Source organism: Blautia sp. NSJ-140, from assembly GCF_022868965.1.
Taxonomy (GTDB): Bacteria; Bacillota; Clostridia; order Lachnospirales; family Lachnospiraceae; genus Blautia_A.
Genome location: NZ_JALIFS010000003.1, coordinates 118,747 through 133,182 on the forward strand (window position 1 = coordinate 118,747; position 14,436 = coordinate 133,182).

Annotated in this window: 25 protein-coding genes; 22 read left to right on the forward strand and 3 right to left on the reverse strand. The window is 41.1% G+C overall.

Annotation, left to right across the window (positions count from 1 at the left end; genetic code table 11):
* Positions 1 to 100 precede the first annotated feature (100 nt).
* The 20 genes from MUB50_RS04855 to MUB50_RS04950 all read left to right on the forward strand — a co-directional run bounded on the left by MUB50_RS04855 (position 101) and on the right by MUB50_RS04950 (position 8,792).
* Complete coding sequence (locus tag MUB50_RS04855; RefSeq protein WP_044925536.1) at positions 101 to 325, forward strand: hypothetical protein; 225 nt, start codon at positions 101 to 103, stop codon at positions 323 to 325.
* Positions 307 to 1,437, forward strand: coding sequence for a hypothetical protein (locus MUB50_RS04860; protein WP_244790543.1), 1,131 nt, complete (start codon positions 307 to 309; stop codon positions 1,435 to 1,437). Before MUB50_RS04855 ends, MUB50_RS04860 begins: the two co-directional genes overlap by 19 nt.
* Complete coding sequence (locus MUB50_RS04865; RefSeq protein WP_244790541.1) at positions 1,434 to 2,342, forward strand: hypothetical protein; 909 nt, start codon at positions 1,434 to 1,436, stop codon at positions 2,340 to 2,342. The genes MUB50_RS04860 and MUB50_RS04865 overlap by 4 nt, the downstream gene beginning before the upstream one ends.
* Before the next feature lie 4 nt (positions 2,343 to 2,346).
* Positions 2,347 to 2,655 (forward strand): glutathione peroxidase, encoded by a 309-nt coding sequence (locus MUB50_RS04870; protein WP_244790539.1) that lies wholly within the window; start codon positions 2,347 to 2,349, stop codon positions 2,653 to 2,655.
* Entirely contained in the window at positions 2,615 to 3,172 is a 558-nt protein-coding gene (locus MUB50_RS04875) for a hypothetical protein (protein ID WP_244790537.1), read from the forward strand. The genes MUB50_RS04870 and MUB50_RS04875 overlap by 41 nt, the downstream gene beginning before the upstream one ends.
* Positions 3,173 to 3,185: 13 nt before the next feature.
* Positions 3,186 to 3,461 carry a hypothetical protein gene (locus tag MUB50_RS04880; protein ID WP_244790535.1) on the forward strand — a complete coding sequence of 92 codons (276 nt, stop codon included), beginning with the start codon at positions 3,186 to 3,188 and terminating at the stop codon, positions 3,459 to 3,461.
* Complete coding sequence (locus MUB50_RS04885; RefSeq protein WP_244790533.1) at positions 3,458 to 3,802, forward strand: DUF551 domain-containing protein; 345 nt, start codon at positions 3,458 to 3,460, stop codon at positions 3,800 to 3,802. Before MUB50_RS04880 ends, MUB50_RS04885 begins: the two co-directional genes overlap by 4 nt.
* Positions 3,799 to 4,257, forward strand: a complete 459-nt coding sequence (locus MUB50_RS04890; protein WP_244790531.1) for a DUF551 domain-containing protein — start codon at positions 3,799 to 3,801, stop codon at positions 4,255 to 4,257. The genes MUB50_RS04885 and MUB50_RS04890 overlap by 4 nt, the downstream gene beginning before the upstream one ends.
* A 170-nt stretch (positions 4,258 to 4,427) precedes the next feature.
* The gene (locus tag MUB50_RS04895; RefSeq protein ID WP_244790530.1) at positions 4,428 to 4,574 is read left to right on the forward strand and encodes a hypothetical protein; all 147 of its coding nucleotides are present in this window, start codon (positions 4,428 to 4,430) and stop codon (positions 4,572 to 4,574) included.
* Positions 4,558 to 4,800 (forward strand): Lar family restriction alleviation protein, encoded by a 243-nt coding sequence (locus MUB50_RS04900; RefSeq protein WP_244790528.1) that lies wholly within the window; start codon positions 4,558 to 4,560, stop codon positions 4,798 to 4,800. Before MUB50_RS04895 ends, MUB50_RS04900 begins: the two co-directional genes overlap by 17 nt.
* Positions 4,787 to 5,017 (forward strand): hypothetical protein, encoded by a 231-nt coding sequence (locus MUB50_RS04905; RefSeq protein ID WP_244790526.1) that lies wholly within the window; start codon positions 4,787 to 4,789, stop codon positions 5,015 to 5,017. Before MUB50_RS04900 ends, MUB50_RS04905 begins: the two co-directional genes overlap by 14 nt.
* Positions 5,010 to 5,291, forward strand: a complete 282-nt coding sequence (locus MUB50_RS04910; protein WP_244790524.1) for a hypothetical protein — start codon at positions 5,010 to 5,012, stop codon at positions 5,289 to 5,291. Before MUB50_RS04905 ends, MUB50_RS04910 begins: the two co-directional genes overlap by 8 nt.
* Complete coding sequence (locus MUB50_RS04915) at positions 5,288 to 5,698, forward strand: YopX family protein (RefSeq protein WP_244790522.1); 411 nt, start codon at positions 5,288 to 5,290, stop codon at positions 5,696 to 5,698. The genes MUB50_RS04910 and MUB50_RS04915 overlap by 4 nt, the downstream gene beginning before the upstream one ends.
* A complete protein-coding gene (locus tag MUB50_RS04920) occupies positions 5,695 to 5,868 on the forward strand; it encodes a hypothetical protein (protein ID WP_244790520.1) in 174 nt (57 codons plus the stop codon). Before MUB50_RS04915 ends, MUB50_RS04920 begins: the two co-directional genes overlap by 4 nt.
* Positions 5,861 to 6,946: a hypothetical protein gene (locus tag MUB50_RS04925; RefSeq protein WP_244790518.1), complete on the forward strand. Its 1,086-nt coding sequence runs from the start codon at positions 5,861 to 5,863 to the stop codon at positions 6,944 to 6,946. The genes MUB50_RS04920 and MUB50_RS04925 overlap by 8 nt, the downstream gene beginning before the upstream one ends.
* On the forward strand, positions 6,927 to 7,424 hold the full coding sequence (locus MUB50_RS04930) for a hypothetical protein (protein WP_244790516.1): 498 nt from the start codon (positions 6,927 to 6,929) through the stop codon (positions 7,422 to 7,424). The genes MUB50_RS04925 and MUB50_RS04930 overlap by 20 nt, the downstream gene beginning before the upstream one ends.
* On the forward strand, positions 7,378 to 7,728 hold the full coding sequence (locus MUB50_RS04935; RefSeq protein ID WP_244790514.1) for a hypothetical protein: 351 nt from the start codon (positions 7,378 to 7,380) through the stop codon (positions 7,726 to 7,728). The genes MUB50_RS04930 and MUB50_RS04935 overlap by 47 nt, the downstream gene beginning before the upstream one ends.
* Before the next feature lie 25 nt (positions 7,729 to 7,753).
* Positions 7,754 to 8,035: a MazG nucleotide pyrophosphohydrolase domain-containing protein gene (locus tag MUB50_RS04940; RefSeq protein ID WP_244790512.1), complete on the forward strand. Its 282-nt coding sequence runs from the start codon at positions 7,754 to 7,756 to the stop codon at positions 8,033 to 8,035.
* 3 nt (positions 8,036 to 8,038) lie between these two features.
* Complete coding sequence (locus MUB50_RS04945) at positions 8,039 to 8,347, forward strand: hypothetical protein (RefSeq protein WP_244790510.1); 309 nt, start codon at positions 8,039 to 8,041, stop codon at positions 8,345 to 8,347.
* The gene (locus MUB50_RS04950) at positions 8,340 to 8,792 is read left to right on the forward strand and encodes a single-stranded DNA-binding protein (protein ID WP_244790509.1); all 453 of its coding nucleotides are present in this window, start codon (positions 8,340 to 8,342) and stop codon (positions 8,790 to 8,792) included. The genes MUB50_RS04945 and MUB50_RS04950 overlap by 8 nt, the downstream gene beginning before the upstream one ends.
* A 204-nt stretch (positions 8,793 to 8,996) precedes the next feature.
* Here the strand turns inward: MUB50_RS04950 and MUB50_RS04955 are convergent, their stop codons facing one another.
* Positions 8,997 to 10,316 (reverse strand): CapA family protein, encoded by a 1,320-nt coding sequence (locus MUB50_RS04955; RefSeq protein ID WP_244790343.1) that lies wholly within the window; start codon positions 10,314 to 10,316, stop codon positions 8,997 to 8,999.
* Positions 10,317 to 10,469: 153 nt separating this feature from the next.
* On the opposite strand from MUB50_RS04955, the gene MUB50_RS04960 reads away from it, so the two are divergent.
* Together MUB50_RS04960 and MUB50_RS04965 are read left to right on the forward strand one after the other, a co-directional pair.
* Positions 10,470 to 11,315 carry a deoxyribonuclease IV gene (locus tag MUB50_RS04960; protein WP_110104267.1) on the forward strand — a complete coding sequence of 282 codons (846 nt, stop codon included), beginning with the start codon at positions 10,470 to 10,472 and terminating at the stop codon, positions 11,313 to 11,315.
* A 3-nt stretch (positions 11,316 to 11,318) separates the two neighbouring features.
* Positions 11,319 to 11,852: a ribonuclease domain-containing protein gene (locus tag MUB50_RS04965; RefSeq protein ID WP_244790345.1), complete on the forward strand. Its 534-nt coding sequence runs from the start codon at positions 11,319 to 11,321 to the stop codon at positions 11,850 to 11,852.
* An 82-nt stretch (positions 11,853 to 11,934) separates the two neighbouring features.
* On the opposite strand, the gene MUB50_RS04970 is transcribed toward MUB50_RS04965, so the two are convergent.
* On the reverse strand, positions 11,935 to 12,921 hold the full coding sequence (locus tag MUB50_RS04970; RefSeq protein ID WP_110104269.1) for a 2-hydroxyacid dehydrogenase: 987 nt from the start codon (positions 12,919 to 12,921) through the stop codon (positions 11,935 to 11,937).
* 240 nt (positions 12,922 to 13,161) lie between these two features.
* A complete protein-coding gene (gene aroA / locus MUB50_RS04975) occupies positions 13,162 to 14,436 on the reverse strand; it encodes a 3-phosphoshikimate 1-carboxyvinyltransferase (protein ID WP_244790347.1) in 1,275 nt (424 codons plus the stop codon).

Sequence of the window (14,436 nt, forward strand, 5' to 3'; positions counted from 1 at the left end):
AATAGAACCGGAGCCAAAATCCAAATGAACCGGGACGGTTTTCACCTGCCGCCGCCTCGGTTTGATATTAACACAGGGGCAGGAAGAAAACAAGGGGGGCATGACATTGAATGATGAAATTGTGATCTGCAAAGAATGCAAGAAACCTGAATACTGGGGCGAAATGAGATGGCTCAGTGGTCGGTGCGTATGTCGAGACTGCTACAAAGCAAATTATGAGCAGGAAACTAAAGAGCCTTATACATGGGATGATCTGGACGGGAAGCGTCCAACAATGAATGAGTACAGAGAACAGGAGAGAAGAAAATGCGAAAATATGAATTGAGCATCAGTGCGGATTATGTTCCAGGATGGGGCGTAACAGAAGCAGTGAGAGAGTTCTTCCAGAACTCCATTGATGAGGAAACCAGAGACAGTAGCAACAAAATGTTATTTGAATATGACGAGGCAGAAGAAAAACTGATAATCGGAAACAAGCATAGCGAGCTGGATATTAAGACACTTCTGTTCGGAACGACCACTAAAAATGATGATGATGCAATGATCGGGAATCATGGAGAAGGGTACAAAATTGCAACGGTTGTTCTTCTGAGATTAGGCAAAACAGTTGTATTTAACAATTACTGCAGGCGTGAAGTCTGGAGACCGAGACTGGTAAAATCCAGAAAATATGATGGTGCTTTAGTACCTACATTTTTTGTAGAAACTGCGGCAGTATGGGAGAAAGTACCAGATCATAGCCTTATAATTGAAATTTCCGGAATTACGCTAGAAGAATATGAGGCGGTAAAAAAGTCCAATCTTCATTTACAGGGAGATTACAAAAAAATAGAAACAATATATGGAGATATTCTGGAAAGTCCGGAATACAAAGGAAAGATATTTGTCGGAGGGTTATATATCTGCGAAGAACCAAGACTTGACATTGGAGTAGACTTCAAGCCCTGCTATGTGAGATTGGAAAGAGACAGAAGCATGGTTGATTCATTCGATGTTCGCTGGTACGCTTCCAAAATGGTTGAAGATGCTAAGAATGCAGAACTGTTGAAGAAATCTATTGATTCATACAGCGGCCAGTACATTATGTGTGAGCGTGTACCGGAAGACCTGAAAAATGAGATTGCAGAAGATTTTATCAATGAATATGGTGCTAAGGCAGCGCCGGTTACAGATCAGAAAGATATGGAAGCTTTAAAAAAGCGAGGTTACAAGCCGGTCATTGTTTCCGAGGCAAAGAAAAAAGTTATTCTTGCTTCTACATATTTTGAAGATGTGGAGGAAGAAAACAGAAAAATCAGAGAATCCCAGAAACCGTTATGCGAAAGATTTTGCAATTTTGCAGAAAGAATCGAATCCAAGTTGAATGAGGACGAAATCATTGAGCTATACGGATTCCTGGATGAATTATCAGACGAAGAGGAGGAAAAGGAAGAATGAAAGAAAGAATCTATTACGAGATCAATGAGAAGTCTGCAAGGTCTGCTCATGAAATGATGTCATTTCGAGATTACAAAGAAGGCAGCCTGACAGCGGAATACAAAGGATATGTTGACGAAGCGTATGTTCTGGCAGACAAGGTTGCTGAGAGCAGACCGGAGGAAGCTGACAGGGTATATGGTATCGCAGACAGATATTCAAAAAAGATGGCGGCCAATTTGAATAATCGAAGTCGTATCGGTTGTATGTGCCCATCGGTTATGATCTCCGGATCAGCAAATTTTCCAGTGAAGAAGAAAGAAAAACAGAATGCAGCATCCGATAGAAATCACCAAGAGTTCCAGGAAATCCAGAAGATGCTGAACAGGATTCGGAGCATTGGAAACGGAAAGGGCATTATCAAATCTGGTGATGCGGATGCAGTAGAACGCTTGGAGAAGAAACTGAACGGGTTAAAGGAACTGCAGGAAAAGATGAAAGCTACAAATGCTTATTACAGGAAGAATAAAACCTTGGACAATTGCCCTGTACTGACACAGGAACAGATTGATAGCCTGAAAGAGAAAATGCAGAAGGACTGGCATTATGAGGACAAGCCTTTTGTCACATACCAGCTTTCAAACAATAATGCAGAGATTCACCGGATAGAAGGCAGGCTAAAGAAGCTTAGAGCGGCTAAAACGGAAGGAAATACTGAAAGCGAGAATAAGTATTTCCGTACCGTTGAAAATACGGAGATCATGCGGTTACAGTTGTTCTTTGAAGGTAAACCGGAACCAGAAGTGAGAGACGTGCTGAAAAAGAACGGATTCAGATGGAGCCCTAAAAATAGTTGCTGGCAGAGACAGCTTACAGACAATGCCAGATATGCACTGGATAGAATAAAAAAAGAACTGGAGGAGTAGAAAAATGGCAAAAAGAAATATAGGAGGGTACACAACTACCAGAGAAGTGTATAAGACAGTAAAGAAATATGATCATCAGCAGTTTGATGAGTTTTGCACGCGCGTTTATACCAACGGTTTCAATGATGGAAAAAAATCATCAACCGAGAAACCGGTAAAAACGATTACGGATGAACAGCTTATGGAAGTGATTGGAGAGGTCAAAGGCGTAGGACCGGCATTGAGAGGCAAAATCAAAGATGCAATCGAAGCTAAGTTTGGGAGCATAGGAAATGGCAAAAAGGCAGAGGAGCAGGAAGGAACAGCTTGCTGAGGTTATCAGGGAATCTCACGAACAATGGAAAAGGATTTGGGAAAACGGGGGCAACGATCCATTTTGGACAGATGGAGTAAATCTGAATCTGGTAAGAAATCATATTATATATGGCCGCAGGCTATGTGAGGAGGAATTGCAGGAGGAAGATTATCCAGAAGAATATTATTTGCCACTTCCAGAAGAAGTACCACCAAGTTATATGGTTAAAAGTGATGAGATCCGGCAAAAAGCATATGAACGGATGCAAAATATAAAGAAAAATTCAGATTATATACGGCTATTTGGGAAAAGTGAAAAGAGTCAGAAAGAAACAAATATAATCAGGTACATTTCTGGATATAGTCAAAGTATTTCGGAAGATGATCTTGTTGCGATGCGAAGGTTTATACACTGGGATTTTTCTGGAATGATGCAGAAAGCACAAGAAGATAAGAAAGAGGATACTTCGGTTATAAAGGCAGAAAAGCCTTTGCCGGAAGGACAATTATCAATATTTGACTTATTCAATATATAGAGGAGGACACAAAATGTTAATTAGAAGTCAGGATAAAGAAATGATAATAAACATGGCTGCAACCAATCATATTTATGTCAGAGAAGTATATCGACCAAGCGGAAGTTTAATTGATATAAGCTCTGATGAAATGAGATTAGGATATTATTCTACCAAAGAAAAAGCTATCAAGGTAATGGACATGATTCAGGAAGCCTATTGTGACTTTATGGCAGTAAGAAATGGTGATATGTGGTGTGGTAAAGATTCTGTCTTTCAGATGCCAGAAGATTCGGAGGTGGAAGTATGAGCCATATCAAAGACAGATTAAAGCAGTACAAAGATGAGTATTCAAAGTACGGTAAGTACGATGGACTTTATGTTGCGGATGTTCTGGAAATGCTTGAGCAGCTTCAGGGCGATCTGGAACAGGACGAGAAAGAAAATGGGTGGATTCCGGTCAGCGAGAGACTGCCGGATGTAAGCGGAACATATCAAGCAACTTGCATGGACGGAAGAATACATCGTTCAACCTACGCAAAATTTCAAAGCAAATTGAAACGATGGGAACTAACTGGTGCTAGGTCATATTGGAAAGTCATAGCCTGGATGCTACTTCCGAAACCATATAAGGAGAATGATGATAAATGAAAAATAAAGTTACAAACCTTGATATTGTTGTCCAAGTAATTAGCGGAAAACCTTATTATTCGCTGAAATATAAGGAACTCGGAAATAATTATTTCAATGTTGGATATAGCTCATATTCGCTTGAGAATGTTATCGCATGGAAAAACGAATATTTCGATATGATTCAATGGAATGAAGATGACGGCTGGATTCCGGTAGATGAGAAATTACCGGAAGAATGTGTGCCTGTAAATATTGTATGGATAAATCGGAATCCGGAGACTTATTGCTCAAAAATAAAAGATGTTCCGTTTTCTGCGACCGGAGTTTACTACAACGGAAATTGGTATTGGTATTCCTCCACTTGTGTTAATTATCTGTCAGAATACGGGAAATGCGAATGGGACTTGATTGATAAAGCAGTTGATATTACTCATTGGCAACCATTACCAGAGCCACCGCATATGGAGGACTAAACATAGTGAAAATAACGCAATGTCAAGGCGAGGGACAAGGAAGTTGCAAACGATGCAACGACAAGGGAATCTGGAATGTAAATTGGATGTGTTTCCTGTACAAAATAGAGGGGCTTGAAGGGTGTTATTGTAGAAAGTGTGTAAAGGAAATCATGCGAGAGGAGGACTAAATGGGAAGATGCAAATTAGACTGTCCGGACGGTGAAACAGAATGCTGTATTTGCTGTGATAAACAGGATTCATGCCAATGCAGATGTGATGAGATGGATGGTTACGAATATGCGGAGGAGTGTGAAGATTATGAAACAGGAGAATAAAATTGCAGAACTTAAACCTTGCCCGTTCTGTGGAAAAGAGATAGATACAGAGAAAAATGTATACATTCCAGAAAGAGACTGGGCACCGTCTTTTTACGATCCTGACAGTGGGGGAAATCCAATAGCTATTCACTGTGAATGCGGATTAACATTTTACACAGGAACATGGGATTGGAAGGAAGCTGTTGAAATATGGAACAGGAGGGCGAGAGATGAAGTTGATTGATTTATTGGCAACAATTGACGCAGATGTTGAGAGTGACGAGAAAGTCCAGATATGCCATCCAGGAAGAAACTGGGAGGATTACGATGAATTTAGTACCGGTTCAAAACTGTTGAAACCATTTTACGATTTAAAGGTAAAATCTCTATCTGCAATAAACACAGATGTGATTAGAGTTGACTTGGATTTTGATGAGAAAGGTGGTGAAACAGATGAGTAGACTGATTGATGCAGATAAGATCGATTTTAACGAAGTTTTTGTTGGTGCAAGTGAATTTGCACAAGACACAAGAAATGCGGCACAAATGTTGATTGATAATCAGCCGACAGCTTTTGATGTGGACAAGGTTGTTGAACAATTAGAAGGATTAAAAATGAGATACTTCTTAACAATTGCGAATACAGGCGATACAGATAAAGATTGTGCTTACGAAAATATTGCAAATACAATTGATAAAGCAGTTGAAATTGTGAAAGGTGGTGGAGTTGAATGAGAGAAATTCTTTTCAAGGCAAAGCGGATTGATAATGGTGAATGGGTTGAGGGGTGTTTAGTAATAGATCATTCACGGTCAAACTTATTTGAATATCGAATGCAACCAGTTGAATCAGGCGTTTTATACGCACCACCTATTAATCCAGAAACGCTCTGCCAATACACAGGCTTGACAGATAAGAATGGAAATAGAATCTGGGAGAATGATATTTTAATAGCACACTTGGACGAATCTTACCCAGAAGATGTAACATATGAAACTATTGAATGGGGCATGTCAGGATGGGTAACACGCGAAGCCGGTAGCACAGACAGACAATATCTTGATGAGTTTGATCTGGAACATTATGAAGTAGTTGGCAATATATTCGACAATAAAGAATTGTTACAGGAGGAACATGGATGAGTAAATCAGTATTAGTGATAGACACACCAACAAATTGTTATGATTGTCCATTGAAGCCATTGCCGGAGGAGAAAGAAGAGGAATATTGGAGAAGTAAACTTAGTCTTGCATGGATTCGAGGTTGGAACACTTGTATTAGCAAAATTATAGGAGGCGAAGTAGATGATTGATCTGGCAAATAAATGTGTATTAGTCAGAACGCATGAAGAGTATAAAAATATTCTGAAAGTAGCAAAGAAACAAGGATATAGATGGTACGGCGAAAAAGAAGTGTATCTATATCCCTTTGAAGAACAGCAAGTTCCGGATATATTAAAGTTCTATAGTAATAAAGAATTAACAAGAAATGCCAGCCTTACACCGGGATATGAATTAGTAGAAGCATCAGACGTAACTGAAGATGAGAAGAAGCTCAAAGATGCTATAAGCCTTGTCAGAACATTCACTAAATACCCAAACAGAACAGCATTGACGGACTCATTTATTAAGTCTTTAAAGTTACTTGCAGATACTGTAGAAAGTCAGATGGAGGAGATGAAAATAACTGCAATTGCAAGAGAAAATTTAAGTAATATATATGGCGGCTTAGTTCCGAACGAAATTAAATTAGAACTCAGCGGACAGATCGTACCAGACAGCTATGGTAAACGAATCGGATACTACGATGTAGAAAAAAAATCCTACGTGTCATATTTCAAGAAAGACAAAGAAGAAGGTAATACAGATTGTTTTGATGCCTACAAAAATAGTGGTTGCGTCAAAGAAAAAAGGCATGAAATATATACGGAACGTGATATCAAAGAGGTAATTGATTATTATCTTATGTATGATATCAAGGAAAGCAGTAAGAATGAACCGACTGAAATTGAAGATTATATTAGTCGTGGAATCTATATAAATGGATATCATAAATGCAGATATGAGCTTTTGTTTGCAGCTGATGGAATGATCTCAAGAGTAGTTGTTGAATATAAGACCAATAATATCCCTATGTATGATTTTATAAAAGGAATGGAAGATGATATATCAGAGATTCTTGAAGATGATTCTTGCGAAGACAATATTTTCTATGGAATTATAAAGAATCATGAAATCATGATGTTTGATGAATTTGCGTGTGGAAACAATGTTGAAATCGAAAATGCAGATGACCTTACCGAAATGCTGGCATCTGTTAGGATGCTCAGTTGCGAGTTCGTTAAAAATGGTTCTAAGAGAGGCGAAGTAGATGGAGAGAATAACACTTGAAGAAGCAATTAAATACGAAAAAGAAGTAGCAGAAAGAAATTATAGAGATACGGAATACGAATCAATAGACTCTATAGACGATGACATTAAAACAATTTACAGAGAACGTGCAAAAGAACATGAACAGCTTGCAAATTGGCTGGAAGAACTGAAATCTTACAAAGAAGCAGAAGAACAAGGGTTGATTGTGAGGCTGCTGTGTAAGGCTGGAACAGAAGTTTTTGCTGTTTCTTCAGGGAGTAGTCATTATGTAGTAAAATGTCGAATTAAAAAAATTGAAAGTAGCCTGACCGAACCCGAAAAAATAAGTTACTTTTTAGAGCCGATTGAATACAGGAGATGCAGCTTTAGATATTTTAGTAATGAGTTTGGCAAAACAGTATTTCTCACCCATGAAGCAGCAAAAAAGAAGCTGGAGGAGATGAAGAAAAATGATGAACGAAAAAACGGCAATCTACTGTATGATGGTAGACATTGATGAGAAGCGTTGCGAAGATTGTCCTGAATGTGGAAAAATGACAGGCGGCGAGCATTGTGCAAAGAGAGCAGTGAAAATGGCAATAAAAGCATTGGAGAAACAGGTACCGAAAAATCCCATACTTAATATGAATGTAAAAAGCCATATTTTTGTTGATTATGCAGACGGACATGGTGAATGTAAGATACAGATAAATAATTGGTGGAATTGTCCGAACTGTGGAGCAATAGTTGGAGAAAGAAGAATCTTACGAAATAATCGCATCTATGATCAAAAGAAAAAAGTGTATTGTGACAGATGCTGACAGAAATTAGATTGGAGCAAAGAAAATGACATACAGCATTGATAAAAACATTATTGCTAAAAGTATTAATCATTACGGAGAAGAAATTCAGGCAACCGTCTGTATGGAGGAATGTGCGGAACTGATACAGGCGATCAGTAAGATGAAACGTGGAATAGATGCTAAAGATAATCTTGTAGAGGAAATCGCGGATGTATTAATTTGCATTGAAATGTTAAAACAGCTTTATAATGTCCTGGATTTAGATATTGAGAGCTGGATTATGCAGAAACAGCAGAGGGTAATGGATGAGATGAAAGAAGCGTAGCCTATGGAAAATAAAATATGTGCCACTTGCATTGACAATGACAATGGTTTTTGCGACAGAAAAGGTGTAATGATTAAGGGCGAAAATTTTTGTGAAAAATGGAAAACCAAGCAGAACAGGTGGAAAGAAAAAAGTATGATCAAAAAATTATTGTTTTGGCTTATTAAGGCTAAAACAGTAAATTGTATGCATTGCTGCTTATGGTGTGAATACTGGGAGCAGTGCCAGGAAGAATATAATATGCTTAAGTTAGGACTACAAAAGAAAACGATGATTAATGAAAAGAATCAGAGGAGGAGTGAAGATGAATAAAGTTGTATTAGTAGGAAGGCTGACAAGGGATCCAGAAGTGAAATATTCTCATGGAGATAATGCAACTGCTATTGCAAGATTTACACTGGCAGTAGATAGAAAAATCAAAAGGGATAATGAGGAAGCTGCGGATTTTATTTCGTGTATTGATTTTGGACGAATGGCAGAATTTGCAGAAAAGTATTTTAGAAAAGGTACGAAGATTGCAATTTCCGGACGTATTCAAGCAGGAAGCTATACTAACCGTGAAGGACAGAAGGTTTACACTACAGAGGTGGTTATAGAGGAACAGGAATTTTCAGAAAGCAAAGCGGCTAGTCAGCAAAATAACTCTGGAGCTGAACGAACTTATTCAGGAGGCCAACAGGCAAAACAGCCGCAACAGTCCCGAACGAGTTCGGACGGTTTTATGGATGTAGACGATGATGTTCTTCCATTTAATTAAGAAAGAGCAGGAAGGTAAGAAGAACTTCCTATTATATGTAACCTAACAAATGTTAGAATTTGAATGTGTTTCATATGTATCGGGGATGCCATGATGATCGAATAAAATCCAAAATTACTCTTTATATTAATAATATCCCAACGGATCGTAGCATGGAAACATGCAGCACAGGATCTGTTGGGATATTATTTTTTGTTATGCTATTTATTCTTCATTGTCAGAGCCTTCCGATGTAGCGGATGAAGAATCCGCGGCAGGAATCGCAGCACTGCATTCCTCTATCTTGGATTTGATCCTGGATGCCTCATCTCCGGATGCAGGAGTTGGCTGATAATTGTTGTAGCCATCTGCGGAAGAAATAGAGCAGGGAATGATATTGGTCACGTTATCAGCCTGTACGCCTTCTGAGGTGACAGTGAAGGTCTGCTGGAAGATCATGGTGTCCATATCACTTGGAGAACTGTTTCCTCCAAAACAGAAATTGCCAAGACTGTAGACGATGTTTTTTCCTTTATAGGTTTCGATTCCCTGGAGTACATGCGGATGATGGCCACATACCAGATCTGCACCTTCATCGATAGCAAGACGGCCAAGGGTCATCTGATTGGTATCGGGAACTGTTTCGGTCTCATTGCCCCAGTGGAAGATCACAACTATAAGCTCTGCTCCATCTGCTTTGACCTTTGCGATATTATCTTTCAGCTGCTGTTCGCGTCCAAGATGATCCTTCAGCTCATAAATTCCGACAAGGCCAACTTTGATCCCCTTGATGTCCATAACCGCAGTATCATCATAACCGAAGTGTGTAATGCCTGCATTATCCAGAGCAGTCAGAGTATCCGTGTAGCTCTGCTCTCCGTAATCATGGCTGTGATTGTTTGCAGTGTTTACGGCTTCAACGGAACCGCTGGTGAGTATCTGAGCATATTCGGCAGGTGCTTTAAATGCAAAGGTTTTATCTTCTCTGGCATCGGAATCGGTGAGGGTTCCTTCAAAATTGGCAATTGTCAGGTCATCTGCCTCAAAGATGCTTTTTACATTTTTAAAGAAATAATCTTTGCCGTTGTTGTCGTAGTATGCGTTCAGACTTGTGTCATAATCAAAGGTCTCATCGGTACCCAACGTGCAGTCACCGACTACACTGAGCGTCAGTGAAACGGGATCTTTCACAGCAGCAGCTTCTTCTTTTGCCTTTTTTGCGGCCTCCTCTTCCTGTGCCTTCTGCAGTGCGGCGGCTTCTGCAGCTTTACGGGAAGAAATGCATGCACGTGCGGAAAAAATGATCACAAGAATAAGTATGATCAGGATCCCGCCAGCTGCAAGAAACATTTTCTGACGGCGTACCTGGTAATATCTGGATTTTTTGCTGATGTCATTCCTGCGAGTCCCAGTGAAATGTGAACGGGAATTTCGGGATGCAGAACCAGATTGCTTCTGACGTGTTTCTCGTGCTCTGGCGGCTTCCCTGCGTGCCTGCTCCGGATCATGGCCATGAGGCGGCCGCCTTCGATTGTCGTTTGCCATTCTTTTTCTCCTTCATATGTAAAGATATCTTTATTATAGAAAGAATGGTAAGTATTGTAAAGAAAGAATCGCGGACTTTTCAGAAAAAGAAGTTTTTGATATAATAGTTAAGCCAGAAGGCAGAAATATAAACTACAGGGAGATGGTGCTGACATGGTATTATATATCGGAAATCATACAAGTTCGTCCAAAGGCTATGCCGCCATGGGACGTCAGATGCTGAAAAACGGCGGAAATACGTTCGCTTTTTTTACCCGCAATCCCAGAGGAGGCAAGGCAAAAGAGATCGATCCCGTAGATGTGGAAAGATTTCTGAAGCTTTCCGGGGAAAATCATTTTGGAAAGCTGGTGGCACATGCACCGTATACCATGAATGCCTGTGCCGCAAAAGAAAATCTGAGAGATTTTGCAAGAGAGATTATGGCAGATGATCTGAAACGCATGGAATATACGCCGGGAAATTATTATAATTTTCACCCGGGCAGTCATGTAGGACAGGGAACTGAGACGGGAATTGCCAAAATTTCGGAAATCCTCAATGATGTCCTTACAGAAGAACAGAGTACGATCGTCCTTCTGGAAACCATGTCCGGCAAGGGTTCGGAAGTAGGAGCAACATTTCAGGAGCTTCGTGATATCATTGACAGGGTGGAAAAAAATAATAAACTGGGTGTTTGTCTGGATACCTGTCATGTATGGGATGGCGGTTATGACATTGTCCATGATCTGGATGGTGTTCTTGATGAGTTTGACCAGGTGATCGGCCTTTCCAGATTGAAGGCTGTTCATCTTAACGACAGTATAAATGGACTGGGCAGTCATAAGGATCGTCATGCAAAGATCGGCGAAGGTCAGATCGGCCTGGATGCACTTGTGAATGTGGTGTGCCATCCGGCTCTTGAGGGAATCCCCTTTATTCTGGAGACACCAAATGATGATGAAGGATGGAAAAGAGAAATTTCACTTTTACGAGAACGATATTCCATGAAAGGAGATTGATCCATGAAAAAGTTCAGATATTTTATTCTGGTGATTGCCGGGGTGGCGGTTATGCTGGGAGGCTGCAAAGATAAGGAAAAATATGACGAATCCGCTTTTCAGGATGACCTGGAACCTCTGAGTGAGGATGAAGTGGAAGCCATGGACCAGAATGGTGATGGTGAGATGGCAGTAGCTGATGAAAGCGACCTGGAGCAGCTGCAGGATTCTGAAGGTGCTGCAGGATCAGGAGATACAGATGGGTCCGCTTCATCGGATGCAGCAGACTCGCAGAGCAAAAAGAAACTGGATGAAAATGGCACTTATACAGATAAAGATGAAGTGGCCCAGTACATTTATGAGTATGGCCATGTACCCTCCAATCTGACTGCTGCAGACTATGATAATGCAGACAGTATGCTTCCGGTAGAGGAGGGTGTCACCTATCAGCAGTGCAGCCTTGATGATGCAGGGAAACAGAAGCTGATCTTTACTCAGGATGCAAAGCGCATTTATTACACAGACGATGACGGACAGTCTTTTGACGAGATCTATTAAAACCAAAAGAACAAAATAAGACCCCCGGATACAGATAAACGATCAGTATCCGGGGGATTTTGCGTGTCAGGGCTGAGAATGATCAGTGGACCAGATTCTTCATTTCAGCTCCATCCATAAAAGCTTTTGCGTTTTCCAGGGTTGTCTCCGCAATATTGGTAAGTGCTTCTACCGTAAAGAATCCCTGATGTGAGGTCATGGTCACATTTGGGAAGGACAGAAGACGCTGGATCGTGGAAGTAGGAAGAATGCTGCTTGACATGTCTTCATATACATATGCGGATTCTTCTTCGTAAACATCCAGACCAACGGCGAAGAATTTGTGATCACGGATACCTGCGATCAGATCATCTGTTTTGATCAGTCCACCTCTGGAGGTATTTACAAGGATCACACCATCTTTCATTTTTGCAATAGTTTCGGAGTTGATCAGATGCTCTGTTTCCGGAGTCATCGGACAGTGCAGACTGATCAGATCACTGGTGGAAAGGAGTTCGTCCAGTGAAACATACTCCAGAAAGTCAAGATTTTTATTAGGGAAAAGATCATAAGCAATTACTTTCATGCCAAAGCCGCGACAGATTTTTGCCATTGCCTGACCGATTTTTCCGGTGCCGATGATGCCGGCAGTTTTCTGATAAAAGTTAACGCCCATGAGACCGTTCAGTGCAAAGTTATTTTCACGGCATTTGATATATGCCTTATGGGTGTGCCGGTTGGCGGTAAGGGCCAGTGCCATGGCGTGTTCGGCAACTGCTTCCGGAGAATAACCGGGAACACGTGCCACCTGGATCCCACATTTTGCTGTAGTTTCCAGATCAACATTATTGTATCCGGCACAGCGCATCAGGATCAGTTTTACACCCTGGCGGTGAAGCTCCTCAATGACCGGTGCGCCGAGATCTGCATTTACAAATGCACAGATGGCATCGTAGCCGTGGGCAAGAGCTGCGGTTTCTTCATGGATATTTGCTTCAATGAATTTAATTTCAATACCTGGATAAGATGGAAGCAGCTTCTCAAAAAAATCCCTATCGTAGCTCTTGGTGTCATAAAACAAAATTTTCATAATCGTTGCTCCTCTCTGGAAATAATTATTTTCCGAAAAAATAATACCATAATAGTAGGAATTTGGAAAGTGGGAAAAGCAATAAAATTTATCAAAAAAATGGTTTTGTTTTGGGATTATAGTATCCATAATAAATAAAAATTATACGAAATACAAAAAAAGAGAGCATTTTATGCATTGTCATCTGATGGAACAGATGTTGTGATACATGAAAATGCTCTCTGTCTGGATAAAAGATAATTATTCTGCCAGACTATAAAGATCGGAATAGAATTCCGGATAGGAGATGTTGACACATTCTCCGTTTTTGATGGAAAGTGATCCCTCACAAAGCAGTCCTGCTACTGCAAAAGACATAGCTACACGATGATCCAGATGAGAATCGATCTCTGCGCCATGAAGGGCTTTTCCACCATGAATGATCATGCCATCTTCGGTTGCCTGGATATCTGCGCCCATTTTCCGAAGATTTTCTGTCATAACCTGGATGCGGTCGGACTCTTTGACACGAAGCTCCTGTGCATCCCGGATAACCGTGGTTCCTTCTGCAAAAGCTGCCATAACGGCGATCATCGGAAGTTCATCGATCAGAGTAGGAATGATCGCACCTTCTATCGTGGTCCCGTGAAGAGCAGAGGAGCGGATCAGAAGATCGGCAGTAGGTTCGCCCTCTGTGGTCTTGTTGAGAAGAGTGATATCTGCTCCCATGGCCCTGCATACACGAAGGATGCCGTCACGGGTCGGGTTGATTCCTACATTTTTCAGAAGGATCTCACTGTTGGGAACAAGAAGACCAGCTGCGATAAAATAAGCTGCAGAAGAGATATCCCCCGGAACCAGGAGCTCACGTCCGTAAAGAGATGGATCCGGTTTGATGGATGCTGTTGTTCCCTCTGAGGTTACATCGGCGCCAAAGTAATTCAGCATGATCTCCGTGTGATTTCTGGAAAGGACCGGTTCTGTTACACGAGTAATGCCGTCAGAGTACATTCCGGCAAGAAGTACGCAGGATTTTACCTGGGCAGATGCTACCGGAGAATTGTAGTGGATGGCATGGAGCTTTTTTCCGGAGATCTTAAGCGGTGCACATCCGTTTCCGTTGAGACTTATGATATCGGCACCCATTTGGGAAAGCGGAGTCATGATCCGTTTCATAGGGCGTTTCTGGATGGAAGCATCGCCGGTAAGCTCTGATACAAAGTTCTGTCCTGCAAGGATCCCGGAGATGAGACGGGTGGTAGTGCCGCTGTTGCCGACATCAAGAGTCTCTGACGGAGCACTGAGACCATGGAGACCTTTTCCGTGAACCAGGATCTCTCCTTCTGTATTTTCAATGTTAATACCCATTTTCCGGAAACAGGAAATAGTTGAGAGACAGTCTGCGCCCTCCAGAAAATTTGTGATCCTGGTAGTGCCTTCTGCAAGAGAGCCGAACATGACAGCTCTGTGAGAAATGGATTTATCTCCGGGAATGGCGAGAGAACCGGATAATTTCTTAGCTTTTTTGATTTCCAT

Bases quoted from the DNA above. Each gene is read 5' to 3' on its own strand.
- MUB50_RS04870 (WP_244790539.1), top strand. From the start codon at position 2,347: ATGGCAAAAAGAAATATAGGAGGGTACACAACTACCAGAGAAGTGTAT.
- MUB50_RS04925 (WP_244790518.1), top strand. From the start codon at position 5,861: ATGATTGATCTGGCAAATAAATGTGTATTAGTCAGAACGCATGAAGAG.
- MUB50_RS04970 (WP_110104269.1), bottom strand. From the start codon at position 12,921: ATGAAAATTTTGTTTTATGACACCAAGAGCTACGATAGGGATTTTTTT.
- MUB50_RS04910 (WP_244790524.1), top strand. From the start codon at position 5,010: ATGAGTAGACTGATTGATGCAGATAAGATCGATTTTAACGAAGTTTTT.
- MUB50_RS04920 (WP_244790520.1), top strand. From the start codon at position 5,695: ATGAGTAAATCAGTATTAGTGATAGACACACCAACAAATTGTTATGAT.
- MUB50_RS04885 (WP_244790533.1), top strand. From the start codon at position 3,458: ATGAGCCATATCAAAGACAGATTAAAGCAGTACAAAGATGAGTATTCA.
- MUB50_RS04960 (WP_110104267.1), top strand. From the start codon at position 10,470: ATGGTATTATATATCGGAAATCATACAAGTTCGTCCAAAGGCTATGCC.
- MUB50_RS04860 (WP_244790543.1), top strand. From the start codon at position 307: ATGCGAAAATATGAATTGAGCATCAGTGCGGATTATGTTCCAGGATGG.
- aroA (WP_244790347.1), bottom strand. From the start codon at position 14,436: ATGGAAATCAAAAAAGCTAAGAAATTATCCGGTTCTCTCGCCATTCCC.
- MUB50_RS04875 (WP_244790537.1), top strand. From the start codon at position 2,615: ATGGCAAAAAGGCAGAGGAGCAGGAAGGAACAGCTTGCTGAGGTTATC.
- MUB50_RS04915 (WP_244790522.1), top strand. From the start codon at position 5,288: ATGAGAGAAATTCTTTTCAAGGCAAAGCGGATTGATAATGGTGAATGG.
- MUB50_RS04930 (WP_244790516.1), top strand. From the start codon at position 6,927: ATGGAGAGAATAACACTTGAAGAAGCAATTAAATACGAAAAAGAAGTA.
- MUB50_RS04935 (WP_244790514.1), top strand. From the start codon at position 7,378: ATGATGAACGAAAAAACGGCAATCTACTGTATGATGGTAGACATTGAT.
- MUB50_RS04940 (WP_244790512.1), top strand. From the start codon at position 7,754: ATGACATACAGCATTGATAAAAACATTATTGCTAAAAGTATTAATCAT.
- MUB50_RS04900 (WP_244790528.1), top strand. From the start codon at position 4,558: ATGAAACAGGAGAATAAAATTGCAGAACTTAAACCTTGCCCGTTCTGT.
- MUB50_RS04890 (WP_244790531.1), top strand. From the start codon at position 3,799: ATGAAAAATAAAGTTACAAACCTTGATATTGTTGTCCAAGTAATTAGC.
- MUB50_RS04895 (WP_244790530.1), top strand. From the start codon at position 4,428: ATGGGAAGATGCAAATTAGACTGTCCGGACGGTGAAACAGAATGCTGT.
- MUB50_RS04945 (WP_244790510.1), top strand. From the start codon at position 8,039: ATGGAAAATAAAATATGTGCCACTTGCATTGACAATGACAATGGTTTT.
- MUB50_RS04865 (WP_244790541.1), top strand. From the start codon at position 1,434: ATGAAAGAAAGAATCTATTACGAGATCAATGAGAAGTCTGCAAGGTCT.
- MUB50_RS04950 (WP_244790509.1), top strand. From the start codon at position 8,340: ATGAATAAAGTTGTATTAGTAGGAAGGCTGACAAGGGATCCAGAAGTG.
- MUB50_RS04880 (WP_244790535.1), top strand. From the start codon at position 3,186: ATGTTAATTAGAAGTCAGGATAAAGAAATGATAATAAACATGGCTGCA.
- MUB50_RS04855 (WP_044925536.1), top strand. From the start codon at position 101: ATGACATTGAATGATGAAATTGTGATCTGCAAAGAATGCAAGAAACCT.
- MUB50_RS04955 (WP_244790343.1), bottom strand. From the start codon at position 10,316: ATGGCAAACGACAATCGAAGGCGGCCGCCTCATGGCCATGATCCGGAG.
- MUB50_RS04905 (WP_244790526.1), top strand. From the start codon at position 4,787: ATGAAGTTGATTGATTTATTGGCAACAATTGACGCAGATGTTGAGAGT.
- MUB50_RS04965 (WP_244790345.1), top strand. From the start codon at position 11,319: ATGAAAAAGTTCAGATATTTTATTCTGGTGATTGCCGGGGTGGCGGTT.